This is a genomic window from Hallella seregens ATCC 51272, assembly GCF_000518545.1.
GTDB lineage: Bacteria > Bacteroidota > Bacteroidia > Bacteroidales > Bacteroidaceae > Prevotella > Prevotella seregens.
In genome coordinates, this window is sequence record NZ_JADU01000015.1 from 40,998 (window position 1) to 56,901 (window position 15,904).

At 58.4% G+C, this 15,904-nt stretch carries 16 protein-coding genes and 2 tRNA genes; 15 read left to right on the forward strand and 3 right to left on the reverse strand.

From position 1 onward, the window contains the following. The first annotated feature begins 94 nt into the window (after positions 1 to 94). The 14 genes from rlmN to L888_RS0106075 all read left to right on the forward strand — a co-directional run bounded on the left by rlmN (position 95) and on the right by L888_RS0106075 (position 12,469). Entirely contained in the window at positions 95 to 1,165 is a 1,071-nt protein-coding gene (rlmN, locus tag L888_RS0106010) for a 23S rRNA (adenine(2503)-C(2))-methyltransferase RlmN (RefSeq protein WP_027952228.1), read from the forward strand. Between the two features lie 11 nt (positions 1,166 to 1,176). Next, complete coding sequence (locus L888_RS0106015; protein ID WP_027952229.1) at positions 1,177 to 2,124, forward strand: DUF4837 family protein; 948 nt, start codon at positions 1,177 to 1,179, stop codon at positions 2,122 to 2,124. A 3-nt stretch (positions 2,125 to 2,127) separates the two neighbouring features. After that, positions 2,128 to 3,249 (forward strand): PdxA family dehydrogenase, encoded by a 1,122-nt coding sequence (locus tag L888_RS0106020; RefSeq protein ID WP_027952230.1) that lies wholly within the window; start codon positions 2,128 to 2,130, stop codon positions 3,247 to 3,249. A gap of 33 nt (positions 3,250 to 3,282) precedes the next feature. Then, positions 3,283 to 4,293, forward strand: coding sequence for a lysylphosphatidylglycerol synthase transmembrane domain-containing protein (locus L888_RS0106025; protein WP_027952231.1), 1,011 nt, complete (start codon positions 3,283 to 3,285; stop codon positions 4,291 to 4,293). An 88-nt stretch (positions 4,294 to 4,381) separates the two neighbouring features. Further along, positions 4,382 to 5,635 (forward strand): sigma-54 interaction domain-containing protein, encoded by a 1,254-nt coding sequence (locus L888_RS0106030; RefSeq protein ID WP_027952232.1) that lies wholly within the window; start codon positions 4,382 to 4,384, stop codon positions 5,633 to 5,635. Beyond that, on the forward strand, positions 5,616 to 6,197 hold the full coding sequence (locus L888_RS0106035; protein WP_005844504.1) for an LptE family protein: 582 nt from the start codon (positions 5,616 to 5,618) through the stop codon (positions 6,195 to 6,197). The genes L888_RS0106030 and L888_RS0106035 overlap by 20 nt, the downstream gene beginning before the upstream one ends. A gap of 4 nt (positions 6,198 to 6,201) precedes the next feature. Then, positions 6,202 to 6,969 carry a hypothetical protein gene (locus tag L888_RS0106040; protein ID WP_027952233.1) on the forward strand — a complete coding sequence of 256 codons (768 nt, stop codon included), beginning with the start codon at positions 6,202 to 6,204 and terminating at the stop codon, positions 6,967 to 6,969. 6 nt (positions 6,970 to 6,975) lie between these two features. Continuing rightward, positions 6,976 to 7,389, forward strand: coding sequence for a preprotein translocase subunit SecG (secG, locus tag L888_RS0106045; protein ID WP_005844507.1), 414 nt, complete (start codon positions 6,976 to 6,978; stop codon positions 7,387 to 7,389). An 89-nt stretch (positions 7,390 to 7,478) separates the two neighbouring features. Then, positions 7,479 to 7,555 (forward strand) — tRNA-His (locus tag L888_RS0106050). Between the two features lie 353 nt (positions 7,556 to 7,908). Beyond that, positions 7,909 to 8,235, forward strand: coding sequence for a hypothetical protein (locus tag L888_RS0106055; protein ID WP_005844509.1), 327 nt, complete (start codon positions 7,909 to 7,911; stop codon positions 8,233 to 8,235). 181 nt (positions 8,236 to 8,416) lie between these two features. After that, positions 8,417 to 10,588 carry a TonB-dependent receptor gene (locus tag L888_RS0106060; RefSeq protein ID WP_027952234.1) on the forward strand — a complete coding sequence of 724 codons (2,172 nt, stop codon included), beginning with the start codon at positions 8,417 to 8,419 and terminating at the stop codon, positions 10,586 to 10,588. Positions 10,589 to 10,659: 71 nt separating this feature from the next. After that, entirely contained in the window at positions 10,660 to 11,403 is a 744-nt protein-coding gene (locus L888_RS0106065; protein WP_027952235.1) for a DUF4625 domain-containing protein, read from the forward strand. Positions 11,404 to 11,421: 18 nt separating this feature from the next. After that, on the forward strand, positions 11,422 to 11,904 hold the full coding sequence (locus L888_RS0106070) for a DUF4625 domain-containing protein (protein ID WP_005844517.1): 483 nt from the start codon (positions 11,422 to 11,424) through the stop codon (positions 11,902 to 11,904). 109 nt (positions 11,905 to 12,013) lie between these two features. Continuing rightward, on the forward strand, positions 12,014 to 12,469 hold the full coding sequence (locus tag L888_RS0106075) for a copper resistance protein NlpE N-terminal domain-containing protein (protein WP_027952237.1): 456 nt from the start codon (positions 12,014 to 12,016) through the stop codon (positions 12,467 to 12,469). A gap of 47 nt (positions 12,470 to 12,516) precedes the next feature. Here the strand turns inward: L888_RS0106075 and L888_RS0106080 are convergent, their stop codons facing one another. Together L888_RS0106080 and L888_RS0106085 are read right to left on the reverse strand one after the other, a co-directional pair. Then, positions 12,517 to 12,942 (reverse strand): hypothetical protein, encoded by a 426-nt coding sequence (locus L888_RS0106080; protein WP_027952238.1) that lies wholly within the window; start codon positions 12,940 to 12,942, stop codon positions 12,517 to 12,519. 83 nt (positions 12,943 to 13,025) lie between these two features. After that, positions 13,026 to 13,742 (reverse strand): M15 family metallopeptidase, encoded by a 717-nt coding sequence (locus L888_RS0106085; protein ID WP_245594831.1) that lies wholly within the window; start codon positions 13,740 to 13,742, stop codon positions 13,026 to 13,028. Positions 13,743 to 14,112: 370 nt separating this feature from the next. On the opposite strand from L888_RS0106085, the gene hemG reads away from it, so the two are divergent. Continuing rightward, the gene (gene hemG, locus L888_RS0106090) at positions 14,113 to 15,477 is read left to right on the forward strand and encodes a protoporphyrinogen oxidase (RefSeq protein ID WP_027952240.1); all 1,365 of its coding nucleotides are present in this window, start codon (positions 14,113 to 14,115) and stop codon (positions 15,475 to 15,477) included. Positions 15,478 to 15,584: 107 nt separating this feature from the next. On the opposite strand, the gene L888_RS0106095 is transcribed toward hemG, so the two are convergent. Then, positions 15,585 to 15,655 (reverse strand) — tRNA-Gln (locus tag L888_RS0106095). Between the last annotated feature and the right edge of the window lie 249 nt (positions 15,656 to 15,904).

Below are 15,904 nucleotides of genomic sequence, written 5' to 3' on the forward strand. Positions count from 1 at the left end.
GCCGTGGGCACGCCACCTTTATCATCTTTTGCAAAGATAACGATTTTAAGGCACAAAACACAGACTTTACTTAAAAAGTTTGTATCTTTGCATTATGAACAAGAAAACACTTCTCGGCATGACGCTGGCCGAGCTCAAAGGCGTAGCCAAGGAGCTCGGCATGCCCGCTTTTACAGGCGGACAGCTGGCTCAATGGATTTACACGCGGCACGTGCGTTCCATTGACGAGATGACCAACATCTCCAAAGCCAACCGCGAGCGACTGTCCGAGAAGTACGAAATAGGCTGTGCCAACCCCATCGATGCCCAGTATTCCAAGGACGGCACCATCAAATACCTCTTCCCCGTGCGCACTACATCGGCCGACTCCGGCGCGCTTTCCACCAAGTTTGTTGAGACGGTTTACATCCCTGAAGACGATCGCGCCACGCTCTGCGTGTCGTGCGAGGTGGGCTGCAAGATGAACTGCCTCTTCTGTCAGACAGGCAAACAGGGCTTCGAGGGCTACCTCTCGACCGCCGACATTCTCAACCAGGTGTACAGTCTGCCCGAGCGCGACAAGCTCACCAACATTGTCTTCATGGGGCAAGGAGAGCCCATGGACAACCTGGACAACGTGTTGCGCTCCACTGAGATACTCACGGCCGAATACGCATACGCCTGGAGTCCTAGGCGCATCACGGTGAGCAGTGTGGGCCTCAAAGACAAGCTCAAACGATTTCTTGAGGAGAGCGAGTGCCATGTGGCCGTCAGTCTGCACTCCCCCATCCCCGAGCAACGGGCCGAACTGATGCCCGCAGAGAGGAGTATGCCCGTGGAGCAGCTCGTGGAACTGCTGCGCAACTACGACTTTGCACACCAGCGACGACTCTCGTTCGAGTACATTGTCTTTGGCGGCGTGAACGATTCCATGACCCACGCCCGCCAAATCGTACAACTGCTCAAGGGGCTGCACTGTCGTGTCAACCTCATCCGCTTTCATCCAATTCCCCATGTAGACCTGCACGGGGCCAGTGAAAAGCAGATGGAAGTCATGCGTGATTATCTCACGGCCCACGGCATTTTTACCACCATCCGGGCCAGCCGAGGCCAGGACATCTATGCCGCCTGCGGTCTGCTGAGCACCTCGGCACAGGTGGACAAAGACCGCAAGGAGCAAGCCTGACACCGTCGCCCATGGTTCGCCAACGCTTCTTCCCCCACCCGGCCCACGGTCTGCTATGTGCCGTCATCCTCCTTATGCTGGTGGCTTGCACCGGGCACGAGGGACTTCTGCCCAAATCGGGCGGACGGGCCTACGAGGTGTTGGTGGTGGGCGACCGCCAGAAGGCCGTGACACGCGCACTGAGTACCGATGTGGACTGTCTACCACAGAGCGAGCCCGAGTTCGATGTATCCAACGTGGACAGTGCCCATTTCACAGCCGCCTTGGCTTTGGCGCGCAACATCGTGATGGTGCACATTGATCCGCAGCTCTATACCGTGACCCGCATCCGCTACGAACGGAATGTACATGCCACCCCGCAGCTTGTAGTGCATGTCGGTGCTCCCTCGGCCGCTGCCCTCCAGACCGGCATGCAAAGCCAAGGAACGGCCTTGCGCCGACTGCTGAATCGCACCGAGCTTCAAGCGGCTATCGCCCGACTGCAACACCATCGCAACGTACAGATGGAGAAGCAGCTGCAACGGCAATTCGGCGCAACCATGTGGATACCAGCCGACATGACCGCCAGCAAGAGGGGGCGCAGCTTCCTCTGGATGAGCAACAACACTGCCTCCGAACCGCTGAACATCGTGGTCTACCGGGCCCGTCGCTGCCACACCCTACAAGCCTACACAGCCCAACGGGACAGTATTATGGGTGCCAACATCAAGGGCGAGACCGACCGCATGGCCATGCAGACCGTGTCGGGAACTGTCCGCCGGTACACGGCAACCCACAAGGGGCGGTCAGTTGTGGTACACCGCGGCCTATGGGAGATGGCGGGCGACGACATGGGCGGCCCTTTCGTGAGTCACACCGTAGGCGACATCACGGTCGAAGCATTCGTCTATGCCCCGGGCACCAAGAAGCGAAACAAACTGCGGCAACTTGAAGCCGCACTATATACTTTAAAATATTAAGCAATGGACAACAACCGCAAGATACGCGTGGCCATCACCCACGGAGACACAAATGGCATAGGCTATGAGTTGATTTTCAAGACTTTTGCCGAGCCCGAAATGCTGGAGCTCTGTACTCCCATCGTCTACGGCTCGCCCAAGATAGCCGCCTATCACCGCAAGGCACTCAACATTGAGGGGAACTTCAGAATCATTGCCGATGCCCGCGAGGCGCAGGAAGACCGCGTGAACCTGCTGACCGTGTTCGACGAAGACATCAAAGTGGATTTGGGCACGCCTACGGATGAGTCGGGACACGCCGCCGTCAAGGCACTCGACAAGGCCATCACCGACTACAAGGACGGGCTCTTCGACGTGCTTGTCACTTGTCCCGTCGACCAGTCCCACCTCAGCCTTGAGGGCTACACACTGCCCAGCAGTGACAAATACATCGAGACGAGCATTGGCGAGGGCAAAAAAGGCCTTGACATACTGACCAATGAGAACCTGCGCGTGGCCCTGGTCACTGACAACATTGCCCTGAAAGACGTGCCCGCAGCCATCACTTTGGAGCGCGTCATCGAGAAAGTGGCCATATTTTTTGCTACGCTTCGCCGCGACATGCGCATCTCCAGCCCACGCATTGCCATCCTGGCCCTCAACCCTAACGACTGCGACGATCGTCCCGGCAAGGAAGAGAGCGAGGCCATTATCCCCGCCGTGCAGAAGCTATCCGATGCCGGAGTCAATGCCTTTGGCCCCTACCAGGCCGCAAGTTTCTTCGGTAACGGCGAGTTCACGGCCTTTGACGGCATTCTGGCCATGTACCACGACCAAGGTATCGCGCCGTTCAAAGCCATGGCTCCCGAGGGCAACATCCATTACTTGGGTGGGTTGCCGCTTGTGAGTACCGCCCCCGACATGGGACCATGCTACGACATTGCCGGGCAGGGCACGGCCGACCCCACGGCACTCCGCCGCGCTATCTATCAAGCCATCGACGGTTTCCGCAACCGCGCCTACTATGACGCACCCCTGGCCAATCCGCTGCCCAAGCTCTACCATGAACGCCGCGACGAGAGCGAGAAAGTGCGCTTCTCCATCCCCAAGAAGCACGAAAATGCCATCAAGGAGCGTCAGAAGTAGGTTCCGGCCACGATCCATCCTCCGACCATCACCATGAACAAGAAATATCAGAACGGGTTCTTTGTCTTCGGGCTGCTGGTGCTCGTCATCATGATTACCCAGCTCGACTTCACCCAAGTGTGGCAGGGGCTGCGGCATGCAGGCTATTGGTTTTTCGCCGTTGTCGCCTTATGGGCCTTTCTCTACTTGTTCAACACCGCCGCCTGGTACCTCATCATCAAGGGCGTATGCAGCCAGCCATCGGCCGACGCACCCGCCCCGAAGCGCATTCCCTTTGCCTGGCTTTACAAGGTAAGCGTATCGGGTTTTGCCCTCAACTATGCCACCCCGGGCGGACTGATGGGCGGCGAGCCCTACCGCATCATGGAACTGGCCCCCAAGATAGGCACCGAGCGAGCCTCTTCGTCGGTGATTCTCTATGCCATGACCCACATCTTCAGCCACTTCTGGTTCTGGCTTTTCTCCGTCTTGCTCTTTCTTTTCACCCAGCATGTGGGCCTATGGATGGGCTCGCTCATGGGTGCCATCCTTGCGTTCTGCCTGTTGGGCATCTGGTTTTTCACCGTGGGCTACCGCAAGGGACTGGCCAACCGCGTGATGAGTCTGCTGCGGCACCTCCCCCTTATCAAGAAATGGGCCCGTCCTTTCGTGGACAAACATCGCAGCCAGCTCGACACCATCGACCGCCAGATTGCCGCCCTCCACAGTCAGAATCCCTATAACTTTATAGGCGCCGTACTGCTGGAGTTCTCATGCCGTATCTGTTCTGCCCTTGAGATTTTCTTCATTTTGCTGGTGCTCATGCCCGACGTGAACTATGTAAACTGCATCCTCATCCTGGCTTTCACCTCACTTTTTGCCAACCTGCTGTTCTTCATCCCGCTTCAGCTGGGCGGTCGCGAGGGCGGCTTCCTCATGTCCACGGCCGGCCTGGGCATCAGTGCAAGCGCCGGCATTTTCGTGGCGCTCATCGTGCGCATCCGCGAACTGGTGTGGACAGGTATCGGTCTTCTCATGATTAAGATGGTGCGCAAAAACTCGTAAAGCAGCCCGTAAACGCCATCTTTTTCTGCCATTTTTGCAGGTATGTCGATTTAATTGCGTAATTTTGTCACGCATTGATTACAGGCAAATGAATACATCCGAACTGCAAAAGATAAAGCAACGCTACAACATCGTCGGCAACAGCGATGGGCTCAACCATGCGCTGGACGTGGCCCTGCAGGTGGCATCGACCGACTTGAGCGTCCTCATTGTGGGCGAGAGTGGCGTGGGCAAGGAGATTATTCCGCGCGTCATCCACGACAACTCGCCGCGCCGCCGCGAGCGTTACTTTGCCATCAACTGCGGTTCCATCCCCGAAGGCACCATCGACAGCGAGCTTTTCGGCCACGAGAAAGGAGCCTACACCGGCGCCATCGGCGAGAGCGATGGCTATTTTGGCGTGGCCAACAAGGGCACCATCTTCCTCGACGAGGTGGGTGAACTGCCCATTGCCACCCAGGCGCGCCTGTTGCGCGTGCTGGAGACGGGCGAGTACATCCGGGTAGGCGGGCAGGAAATCCGCAAGACCAACGTGCGCATCGTGGCCGCCACCAACGTGAACATGCGCAAAGCCATCTCCGAAGGCCGTTTCCGCGAGGACCTCTACTACCGGCTCAACACCATCCCCATCCAAATGCCGCCCCTGCGCGACCGCGGCAACGACATCGTGCTGCTCTTCCGCCTCTTCGCCATGCAGATGGCCGAGAAGTACCATTTGCCCAAGATTGCCCTCACCGAGGATGCCAAATCGCTGCTGCTCCGCTATAAATGGCCGGGCAACGTACGACAGCTCAAGAACATTACCGAGCAGATGTCGGTGCTCAGCGAGGCCCGTGAACTTGATGCCGCCCAACTCAGCAAGTACATTCCCGACAACCCCGACAGCACCCAGCTGGCCCCCATCAGCCAGGGCGGGCAGCACTCCTACGAGAGCGAGCGGGAGATTCTCTACAAGATTCTCTACGAGCTACGGGGCAATGTCTCCGACCTGCGCCGCGACATGACAAGCCTGCGCAAGCAACTCGACGAAGCCTATGCCCTGAACGAAGCCGCGACTTTCCAGCACAGCAAGTTCATCAACACCGCACAGGCACCGATGCCGGCCCTCCGCACCGACCACGCCACCCTTGAAAGCTATGCACCGGCATCGGCCGAAGAAGCCGAAGCCGAGGAAATCAAGGCCGAGCCCGAAAGCCTCAACCTAAGCGACCTGGGCCGCCAAATGGTGGAGAAAGCCTTGGAACGCAACGACGGCAACCGCAAAAAGGCCGCCCAGGAACTGGGCATTTCCGACCGCACCCTTTACAGAAGAATCAGACAATATGGGCTCGACAAGAAATAATCCATTGCCCAACGGCCGCCGCCTGCCCGCCATTTGCCGGGTCGACGGCGGGTTGCTGCTGCGGGCAGCGGGCGTTTGCCTGTGCGTCTTCACCCTGCTGACGGCATGCAAGGTGAACTATGGTTTCAACGGGGCCAGCATCGACTACACCAAGACCAAGACCATCCAGATTGCCGATTTTCCCATTCGCAGCAGCTACGTTTGGGGGCCAATGGGCCCGCTTTTCAACAACCAGCTGAAAGATACATACGCCAACCACACCCACTTGCAGCAGGTGAAGCGCAACGGCGACCTTGTGGTCGACGGCGAAATCACGCAGTATTCGCAGCGCAACAAGTCGGTTTCGAGCGAGGGCTACTCGGCACAGACCGAACTCTCGATGACGGTCAACGTGCGGTTCACCAACAATACCAACCACAGCGAAGACTTTGAACGCTCGTTCACAGCCACGCAAACCTACGAGACGACCAGAAGCCTGAACAGCGTTCAGGAAGAACTCGTCACCCAAATGTGCAAGGACCTGACCGACCAAATATTCAACGCCACCGTGGCCAACTGGTAACGACATGGACATAGCCAACCTCATCAAGCATCCCGAACAGCTGGACAGCGAGACGCTCTACGAGCTACGCAGCCTGCTGGCCCTGTACCCATACTACCAGACTGCCCGGCTACTGCTGCTCCAGAACCTCTATCTGCTCCACGATCCCACATTCGACGAGGAGCTGCGCCGTGCCGCCATCTACATCACCGACCGCAAAGTCATCTTCAACCTGGTGGAGGCCGCCCACTACCGGCTCAAGATAGACCGGCCCCAAGGCTCCACCCCACCGGCCACCGCCGCCAAGACGGCCGGCGCCGACCGCACCATCTCCCTCATAGACCACTTTCTGGACTCCATCCCCGAGGAGGAGAAGCAGGAACAGCAGAAGACCCACCGCAAGCCCACACCCGCCGATGCAGCAGTGGACTACGTTTCCTATCTGCTGGAGACCAGCGAGGAAAAGGAGCTGCAAGCGCCATCCGCCCCTCTGCTGAAAGGCCAGAGTTTGATAGATAATTTCATAAACAATGAGGGTGGAAAGATAAAACTCAAGGAAGAGCCCGAATACATGCCCGACCTTTTGCCGGCCGAACCCGAGGAAGAAAGGGAGGGAAACGAGGGCTATTTCACGGAAACACTGGCCCGCATTTACATCAAACAAGGACGATATGGCAAAGCACTCGAAATAATTCAACGCTTAAATTTGAATTATCCGAAAAAAAATGCTTACTTTGCAGACCAGATTCGCTTCTTGGAAAAGCTGATATTAAACAACAAAAACAATAAGTAAAGTATTATGTACACATTTTTTGTAGCTCTCATCGTCGTGGTGTCACTGTTGATGATCGGCATTGTACTCATCCAAGAGTCCAAGGGAGGCGGCCTTGCCAGCAACTTCTCCTCCTCCAACGCTATTATGGGCGTACGCAAGACCACGGACTTTGTAGAGAAAGCCACTTGGGGCTTGGCTGCCGCCATGGTGGTGTTCAGTATCATTTGCGCCCATACCGCTCCACAGGCTTCGGCCGACCAGAGCGTGCTCGAGCAGAGCGCCACCGAGTCGCAGGCCACCAATCCGACCAACACGCAGGGCTTCCAGGCCGGCCAGCAGACTGCTCCCGCACAGGGTTCAGGCAGTCAGGGTGCCGCCCAGGCTCCCGCCACAGACGCCCAGAAGGCCCCCGTGGCACCGGCTGCACCTGCCAAATAAAAGATTTATTGAAAAAAGAGAGGGATTTATTTGGCCGTACCAGATAAATCCCTTACCTTTGCACCCGCTTCCAGAAAGCAGCCAACACGGTGGATGTAGTTCAGTTGGTTAGAGCGTCAGATTGTGGTTCTGAATGTCGTGGGTTCGAGTCCCACCCTCCACCCCAAGCGGAAATCCTTGAAACAAGGGTTTCCGCTTTGTTTTTGCCCTATTCCCGGCACCCCCGGCTCCCGCTCATACAGACTCCGCGACCCGGCCCTCCTGCCCCGTCCATCCCCCCGACATAATGACTGCACGGCATAGAGGCCGGAGCATAAGGCCGCAGACGCAGGGCGAATACGCCATAAACGCCATGCGAATACGCCGCAAACGCGGGGCGAATACGGTGTAAACGCCACGCGGCAACACCGCAAACGCGGGGCAAATACGGTGCCGCATTCTCAACAAAGGTTAATTTTCGCACGTTTTTTTCGTTTATATAAGGAAAGGTTGTACTTTTGCAAGTGCATACATTTTCCTATGGGAATCAACAAACATAACACCAAACGCACGTTCGTTGCCTGGCTGCTGTTGCTGCTCTTTATGCTGCCAATCGTAGCCAAGGCGGTGCATGTTTGCCAGATTCACCCCAATACCGAGGCCGGCACCGGCAAAGCCGACGGCCACCACAGCGACAACTGCGCCATCTGCCACTTTGCCTTTCTCAGTTTCGACAAGGCAGAGTTCATCACCTTGGGCGTCATCGTTGCCACAGTGGTCTTTACGCTGACCGTCTTCTTCCAGACGAGCTACGTCTCGAAGAAGCTCGCCACGGCCAGTCTTAGGGCTCCTCCCTATTTGTTCTAACCCCTGCTTTTCAGCGGGTTACACCTTATGGCCACAACCATAGGGGGTAGCCATGTCCTCACGTGTCCGGCACCGGTGTGCGGCAATAGATTGCCGGCACCCTCCACATGCCGCACGCCGAGCGGCATGGCAACCACACAACACTACGCTTTCAGACAACAATCAGACAAGGAATTAGGCTATGAACAAGTTTCTATGGGCCTGGGTTCTGCTGTCACCTGCTGCTTTGTGGGCTCATGAGCCGGCAATGCCGGCGGGGCTGCCGGTCGGCACGCTCACGCCGGCCGACTCCGCCCGCACAGACTCCGCCACCACACTGCAAGAAATCATGGTGTATGGCAACCAGAAGAAAGAGTTCCAGATGCAGTCTTCGGTCAACCGCATACTGGTAGACCGCGGTTATCTGTCGACCCATTTCGCGGGCAGCCTGATGCAAACGCTCAGCGGAATCCCCGGCATCAAGGCCATGAGCATCGGCTCGGGCCAGTCCAAGCCCGCCATTCGCGGTCTGGGCTTCAACCGCATGGTGGTGGCCGAGGACGGCATCAAGCACGAAGGACAGCAATGGGGCGACGACCACGGGCTGGAAGTAGACCAGTTTGCCATCGACCGCATCGAGGTCATCAAGGGCCCCGGAGCCCTGCTTTATGGCTCGGATGCCATTGGCGGCGTGCTCAGCCTGTACGGCAACTACGTGCCCACAGCCCCGCTACAGGGCAGCGCCTCGCTCTTTACGCGCACCAACAACGCCTCGCTGGGCACGTCGGTGCGGCTGCAGGGGCGCAGCAACCGGCTGTACTGGCGCACCCACCTGACGGCCATCAGCTATGCCGACTACCAGGTTCCGACCGACAGCATCGAGTACTACTCCTACCGCATCGGGCTGCACCGCCGCCGTCTGCGCAACACGGCGGGGCGCGAACTCGACGGCAGCGTGACACTGGGCTACGTGGGCCGCCGCGTGAGCACGTCGCTCAAGATCTCCGACTCCTTTGCCAAGATCGGCTTCTTTGCCAATGCCCATGGGCTGGAGGTGCGTCTGTCCGACATCGACTACGACCGTTCCGCCCGCGACATAGACCTGCCCCGCCAGCAGGTGAACCACTTGAAGGTGGGCAGCCACACCGTATGGCAGCTCGAACGGACGACACTCGAGGCCAACCTGGCCTATCAGAACAACCGCCGCCGCGAATACAGCGAGCCCGTGTCGCACGGCTACATGCCCCGCCCGGAGGGCACGCTGGAACGGCAGTTCGACAAGCACACGCTCACGGCCAACCTGGGCATGTGCCTCCGGCAGTCGGAGCGCAACGAGCTGCACGCGGGTCTCTGTACCGAGTACCAGCACAACCGGCGCAGCGGCTGGGGTTTCATCATCCCCGACTTCGAGACGGCATCGGCCGGCGCCTACGTGCTCGACCGGCTCACGCTCTCGCCCCATCTGATTCTGAATGCCGGCTTGCGCTACGACCGTGCCCGCACGCGCATCCACAGTTACCGCGACTGGTACCTCACGCCCACCGGGCCCACGGACTCGGTGTACAAGGAGCGGTCGGCCGAGGTGAACCGCTCGTTCGGCAGCCTCACGTGGTCGGCGGGCGTGAACTATGCCCATGGCGGCTGGGTGCTCAAGGCCAATGCGGGCAAGAGTTTCCGCACACCCATCCCCAAGGAGCTGGGAGCCGACGGCGTGAACTACCACATCTTCCGCTACGAGCAGGGCAACACCGAGCTGCGACCCGAGGTGTCGTATCAGCTGGACGCCGGCATCAGCTGGAGCAACCAGGCGGTGAGCATGGAGCTGGATCCCTATCTGAATTATTTCCCCAACTACATCTACATGAACCCCACAGCCGGCTACTACGAGGGTCTGCAGATGTATCACTACACGCAGAGCCGCGTGCTGCGCTACGGTTTCGAGCTGCAGGCCACGTGGCACATTGTTCCGGCCCTCGAGGCCGAGGCCAAGGGCGAGTACCTCTACGCCCGGCAGCAGTCGGGAGAAAAGAAAGGATTCACCCTGCCTTTCTCCACCCCGTGGTCGGCCGACGCCACCGCTACCTACCGTTTCTGCCGCCGCGAGGGTCGCGAGGGCTATGCCTCGCTCAACCTGCACGTGGTGGGGGCCCAACACCAGATAGTGCCCCCCGAGAAGCCCACGCCGGGCTACTGCACGCTGAACCTCACGGCGGGCAAGACTTTTGCCTTGGGCGAGGACCGCTCGCTACGGCTCAGCCTCAACGCCGACAACCTGCTCAACCGTCGCTACTACGACCACACGAGCTACTATCGGCTCATCGACGTGCCCGAACCGGGGCGCAACATGGCTCTGATGGCCACACTAAACTTTTAACATAACATCAAATTTCAATTACGAACCAGAGGCCTCGGCCTCACTAAAAAAACAAAATCATGAAAAAAACGATGAAAAACAAATGGATGATTGGAGCTTTCGCACTCCTGAGTTTCTTCACCCTGTCGCTCACTTCCTGCGACGATGACGACAAGCCCACGGCCGTGGCCAACGTGACTTTCAGCGACGTGGAGGTGGGAAAAGAGAACTCGCGTGAGGCCATGGTGGGCAAGGACCTGCACGTGGAGTGCGGCATCAAGTCGGAAGCAAAGATTAAATCCATCGAGATGTCCCTCATCCAGAAGAACGGAACGGGTAGCGCCTACCGGATTTATACCGACGGCAAGTACGTGGGCGTGCTCAACACCAAGTTCCACGAGCACCTGGAGCTGTCGGCCGGACTGGCTGCCGGCACCTACCACTTCACGCTGACGGTGACCGATGCCAACAATGCCAAGAAAGCTTACGAGACCGACGTAACGCTGAAAGCCGTGGATGCTAACGCCCCCAAGGTGGAGATTCTGAGCCCCAGCGCGTCGGCCAACAGCGGCGTGGCCGGCGGAAAGTTCACCGTGAAGGCCAAGCTCACGGTCAAGAGTGCCGTGAAAGGCATCGAGATTGAGTTCCACGGCGACAAGGAATACCCCATCAAGGTGGACGACTTTAACGGCAAGACGGGCAGCATTGACTTCGAGAAGGAGATCACCATTCCGGCCGAATGTGCAGCCGGCAAGTACCATGTGCACTTCACTGTAGAGGATGCCGACGGCCGCTCGACCACGGAAGAGTTCAAGGGTTTCAACATCACCAAGTAACGCTCATCCGTCACACGCATGATTCGAGTTGCCAACAAAGCCGTGTTCTCTCTCCTCGCCTTGCTCTCGCTCGCTGCCTGCAGCGGCGAGAACGAAGAGGAGAAAGACATGGAAAAGCCCGTCATCACCGACGCAGGAATCACTGCCAATCCCATCGACTGCCAGGTCTACAGGCGCGGCGACGTGATTCCTTTCCAGTATGTATTCCAGGACAACAAGGCCCTGGGCAGTTACAACATCGAGATTCACAACAATTTCGACCACCATACCCACGGCACATCGGCCACCGACTGCCCGCTCGACGCCAAGAAAGCCCCCGTCAAGGCTTGGGTCTACAACCAGGACTTCAGCATCCCGGCCGGCACCAAGACTTTCACCGGCCGGCAGGACATCCGGATTCCGGCCGACATCGATGCCGGCGACTACCACTTCATGATTCGCCTGACCGATGCCACCGGATGGCAAGAACTCAAGGCCATGAGCATCAAGATTGTGGAATAGGGATACGCCGGAACCGGCCCCGCGGTTCAAAAAAAGGTGGTCTCGCCATGCAATAATCGGAGTTGCGGCGAGTTAAATAAGAACAGTTATCATTGACAAACAACAAAAAATGAAAAAAACAGTATTTGTAATCATCGCTTGCGCCGCTCTGACGGCTGCATGTAACAACGGCAAGAAAGCCTCCAACACTACCGACGCACAGGCAGACACCACAGCCACCGCCGACTCTATCGTCTACGAGGGTGTGCTGCCCGCCGCCGACTGCGCCGGCATCCGCTATCGTCTGGCCGTGGCCAACGACTCCACCCAGGGCTTCAGCCTCACAGAGAGCTACCTCAAGTCGGAAACCGAGGTGGAGAACACCTATGCCTATACCGGCAAACTGGAAGAGCAGAAAGCCACGGTAGGCGGCAAGGAGAACACCTACTACAAGCTGCCGATGGGTAAGAACGAGCCCACGACCAACTTCCTCGTGGTAAACGACTCTACCCTGCGCCTGGTGAACGACCAGCTGGAAGAGGCCGCCACCAAGGAATTGAACTACGACCTGAAGCTCGTCAAGTAATCCATACGTGTCCCTGCAAACGCTTTGTTTGCAGGGACACGCGTTTTTTAGCATCCCTCCCCCAGGTGCTGCATGATATAGTCCACCGTCTCCAGCCCGAGCCGACGCGGCGACCGCGGAGCCCCCGACAGTCCGTGGGCACGCAGTTGCACCAGTGTGAGTGCGGGTGAAGACAGTTCTTTGAGTAGCCCGTAGCGTACATAACGGCACTGTTCACGGCGGGCCAGCCAGTCGTCATAGTAGGCTTGGGAAATAAAATAGGCGCCGTCGTCCACCGTTTCCTCAAAGCGCATGTCCACTTGCTCCACCTCCATCATGAACGTGAGGCGGCTTTCGGGAGCCGTGGCATAAAGAAACAGCAGGTCGCCCAAGGCATAGCGGTGGCGCATGCCCCAGTCGATGAAGCCATGGTCACGGATGAAATCGGCCACGCGGTACTGCTTGTGATTGTAAGCTCTAATCCAGTAAGTCATCTCTTTTTGCGTATTCCGGCAGTGCGCCAAGCCCAAGCCGTTTGTCCAAATCCTCTTTTTACAGTCAGCCGGAGGGGGCGGTGTTACTTCTCGAAGTGCTGATAGTCTTTCACCGTACACCATGCCCCACCCCATTTGAAGCCGTGCTGCACGAAGAGCCGGTAGGCCAGGTCGTGGCGATCTATCTTGTAAGGAAAGGTGGCCGAGCGGTCGCAGTAGGCCCGGGCCGTGGCGGGCTGCACGATGATACGGTCTCCGCGCTGGCGCACACAAGGGTTGTAGAGCGTGTTCAGGTCTACGGCCATGCCGCGGGCGTGGGCCGAAAGCCGCTTCGCGCCCTTGACCACACGATAGCAGAAACAGCTGGAGTTGTTGGCTCGCATAGACCGTTCGTCGTCGGCCCCGAAGTCGTCGATAAGCCGCAGACTGTGAATGGGGTACCGTTGCCGGTAGAGTTCGTGGAAGATGGCCAGCAGGTCGTCGGCAATGGCCCGGTTGCACACCAGTTCTCCCATCCGCACCCGGCCGTCCACATCATAGTGGATCACCCGCAGATAGCGCAGCTCCGACCGCGCCACGGAGCAGTCTTCCGGGTACGAATAGCCCCTCATGCGTGCAAAAACACCGTCGGGCAAAGGCTCCTGCGAGAACCAATGGGACTCGCCGGCACGCTTCACCGCCTCGGCCGTGACCACTCTGCCCGCCTTCCATTCGGGGCTGGCGGTTTGTGCCCGACAGCCCGGAGCCATCACCGCAAGGGCCGCCAGGCACCCGCAAAAACGTTTGAACAGCTGTTGCATACCATTTTGAAAAAGGGTTTCCGCACGCAAAGGTAGTGCTTTTCTTCCAGCCATCGGCCACCGAACGCCATAAATCAGAGGAACCGTGAGCGGCAGCAGGGACAGGAATCGACATAAACAGGGACAGGAATCGACATAAACAGGGATGTGGATCTGCATAAAAAGGACCGGAAATCATCATAAACAAGGATAGCCAGAGTCCTGTCTTTCAACTACCTTTGCACCCGAACCATGCGTTCTTGCCCCAGGCACGGCACCGGCTCCAAAGCCCAATGGGCAGACCTCCGCGCGGTGCTGCCTACAAAAAACAAGATGAATTTCATCGGGAAATGCCATCAATGCGAACAAAAAAGTACCCGAAACCCTTTTCATGAAACGAGATACCATCGTGATAGGAGCCGGCATTACCGGCCTGACCTGCGCCTTCCAGCTGAGGCGCAAGGGCGTGGACGTAGCTGTGCTGGAGCGTCAGAATCGGGTGGGCGGCCAGATAAACACCCATCGTGTAGACGGTTTCACCTTTGAGAGCGGGCCCAACACGGGTGTGGTGAAACATGCCGAGGTGGCCGAACTCTTCGAGCAATTGGGGCAGAACTGCCGTATGGAGACGGCCCGCGAGTCGAGCAAACGGCGGCTTGTCTGGAAAGGAGACCGCTTCCACGAACTGCCCTCGTCGCTGGCCGGCGCACTGGCCACGCCGCTTTTCAGCTGGAGCGACAAGCTGCGCATCCTGGGAGAGCCCTGGCGACACAAGGGAACCGACCCGAACGAGTCGGTGGGAAGTCTGGCCGAAAGGCGGTTGGGCAAGTCGTATGTGGACTATGCCGTAGACCCGTTTCTCTCTGGTGTCTATGCGGGCGACCCTTACCGGCTGCCCACGCGCCTGGCCCTGCCCCGGCTTTACCGGCTGGAACAGTGCTACGGATCGTTCATTCGCGGTGCCCTGGCCAAGGCGCGACAGCCCAAAACCGAGCGCGACCGCAAGGCCACGAAGAAAGTTTTCTCGGCCCGAGGCGGCTTCGGCACACTCACTGAAGCCCTTGCCACAGCCATCGGCAGCGACCGCATCATCACGTCGGCCCGCCACATTGTCGTGAAACCGACGGCCGAAGGCTGGCGCGTGACCTATGAGCACAACGGCGAACACTGCGAACTCACGGCGCGGCGAGTGGTTACCACCTGCGGGGCCTACGCCCTGCCCCACCTGCTGCCCTTTGTAGACGGCGAGACAATGGGCCGTCTGAGCCATCTCTATTACGCCCCCGTGGTGCAGTTGGGAGTGGGGCTGCGCCAGACAGGCGGGGTCGATTGGCCCGCTTTCGGCGGACTGGTGCCCTCGTGCGAACGGCAGCAGGTGTTGGGAATACTCTTCCCTTCGGCCTGCTTCGACGGGCGGGCCCCTGAGGGCGGGGCGGTCATGTCCTGTTTTCTGGGCGGTGTACGCCACCCGGACATGCTGCGCATGACCGACGACGAACTGACACAGCTGACCAACCGCACGCTCCACGACATGCTGAAATACCCGGCCGGCACCGAGGCCAGCCGCGTGTGCGTCTTCCGTCACGAGCGTGCCATCCCGCAATACGAGCTGTCCACCGACGACCGGCTGGCCGCCGTGGCCCGGCTGCGCGAGCAGTTTCCCACGCTGACCATCGCCGGAAACCTACGCGACGGCATCGGCATCGGCGACCGAATCAAGCAGGGCTTCGACATTGCCAACGACGAACGGGCCTGACACTGACGCCCACACAGCACGGCTCCAACCGCTCATGCACGGGCCGACACCCACCTTCCATCACGCAAACAGGCCCGCCATCCATGGCGGGCCTATCTCTTAAACCGTTGGGATACCAGGACTCGAACCTGGAATGACAGGACCAGAATCTGTAGTGTTACCATTACACCATATCCCAATGTCTGTTGCAATCGCTTTCGTATTGCGGTTGCAAAGGTACGGCTTTTTTCTGAACCTCCAAAACTTTGGCCCATTTTTTTGCAAGAAAAATGGGTCACGACCCCTTTTTCACCCGTTTGCCTGACCGCCGGGCACGGCAGGAGACACTTCCTAAAAATTCCAAATAATACGCCGAAAGGTGCTCCTTTTCCACAAAATCGGCGTACCTTTGCCACCGATTACCGGTTATACATTAATAAGGTACAGC

Bases quoted from the DNA above. Each gene is read 5' to 3' on its own strand.
- rlmN (WP_027952228.1), top strand. From the start codon at position 95: ATGAACAAGAAAACACTTCTCGGCATGACGCTGGCCGAGCTCAAAGGC.
- L888_RS0106015 (WP_027952229.1), top strand. From the start codon at position 1,177: ATGGTTCGCCAACGCTTCTTCCCCCACCCGGCCCACGGTCTGCTATGT.
- L888_RS0106020 (WP_027952230.1), top strand. From the start codon at position 2,128: ATGGACAACAACCGCAAGATACGCGTGGCCATCACCCACGGAGACACA.
- L888_RS0106025 (WP_027952231.1), top strand. From the start codon at position 3,283: ATGAACAAGAAATATCAGAACGGGTTCTTTGTCTTCGGGCTGCTGGTG.
- L888_RS0106030 (WP_027952232.1), top strand. From the start codon at position 4,382: ATGAATACATCCGAACTGCAAAAGATAAAGCAACGCTACAACATCGTC.
- L888_RS0106035 (WP_005844504.1), top strand. From the start codon at position 5,616: ATGGGCTCGACAAGAAATAATCCATTGCCCAACGGCCGCCGCCTGCCC.
- L888_RS0106040 (WP_027952233.1), top strand. From the start codon at position 6,202: ATGGACATAGCCAACCTCATCAAGCATCCCGAACAGCTGGACAGCGAG.
- secG (WP_005844507.1), top strand. From the start codon at position 6,976: ATGTACACATTTTTTGTAGCTCTCATCGTCGTGGTGTCACTGTTGATG.
- L888_RS0106055 (WP_005844509.1), top strand. From the start codon at position 7,909: ATGGGAATCAACAAACATAACACCAAACGCACGTTCGTTGCCTGGCTG.
- L888_RS0106060 (WP_027952234.1), top strand. From the start codon at position 8,417: ATGAACAAGTTTCTATGGGCCTGGGTTCTGCTGTCACCTGCTGCTTTG.
- L888_RS0106065 (WP_027952235.1), top strand. From the start codon at position 10,660: ATGAAAAACAAATGGATGATTGGAGCTTTCGCACTCCTGAGTTTCTTC.
- L888_RS0106070 (WP_005844517.1), top strand. From the start codon at position 11,422: ATGATTCGAGTTGCCAACAAAGCCGTGTTCTCTCTCCTCGCCTTGCTC.
- L888_RS0106075 (WP_027952237.1), top strand. From the start codon at position 12,014: ATGAAAAAAACAGTATTTGTAATCATCGCTTGCGCCGCTCTGACGGCT.
- L888_RS0106080 (WP_027952238.1), bottom strand. From the start codon at position 12,942: ATGACTTACTGGATTAGAGCTTACAATCACAAGCAGTACCGCGTGGCC.
- L888_RS0106085 (WP_245594831.1), bottom strand. From the start codon at position 13,742: ATGCAACAGCTGTTCAAACGTTTTTGCGGGTGCCTGGCGGCCCTTGCG.
- hemG (WP_027952240.1), top strand. From the start codon at position 14,113: ATGAAACGAGATACCATCGTGATAGGAGCCGGCATTACCGGCCTGACC.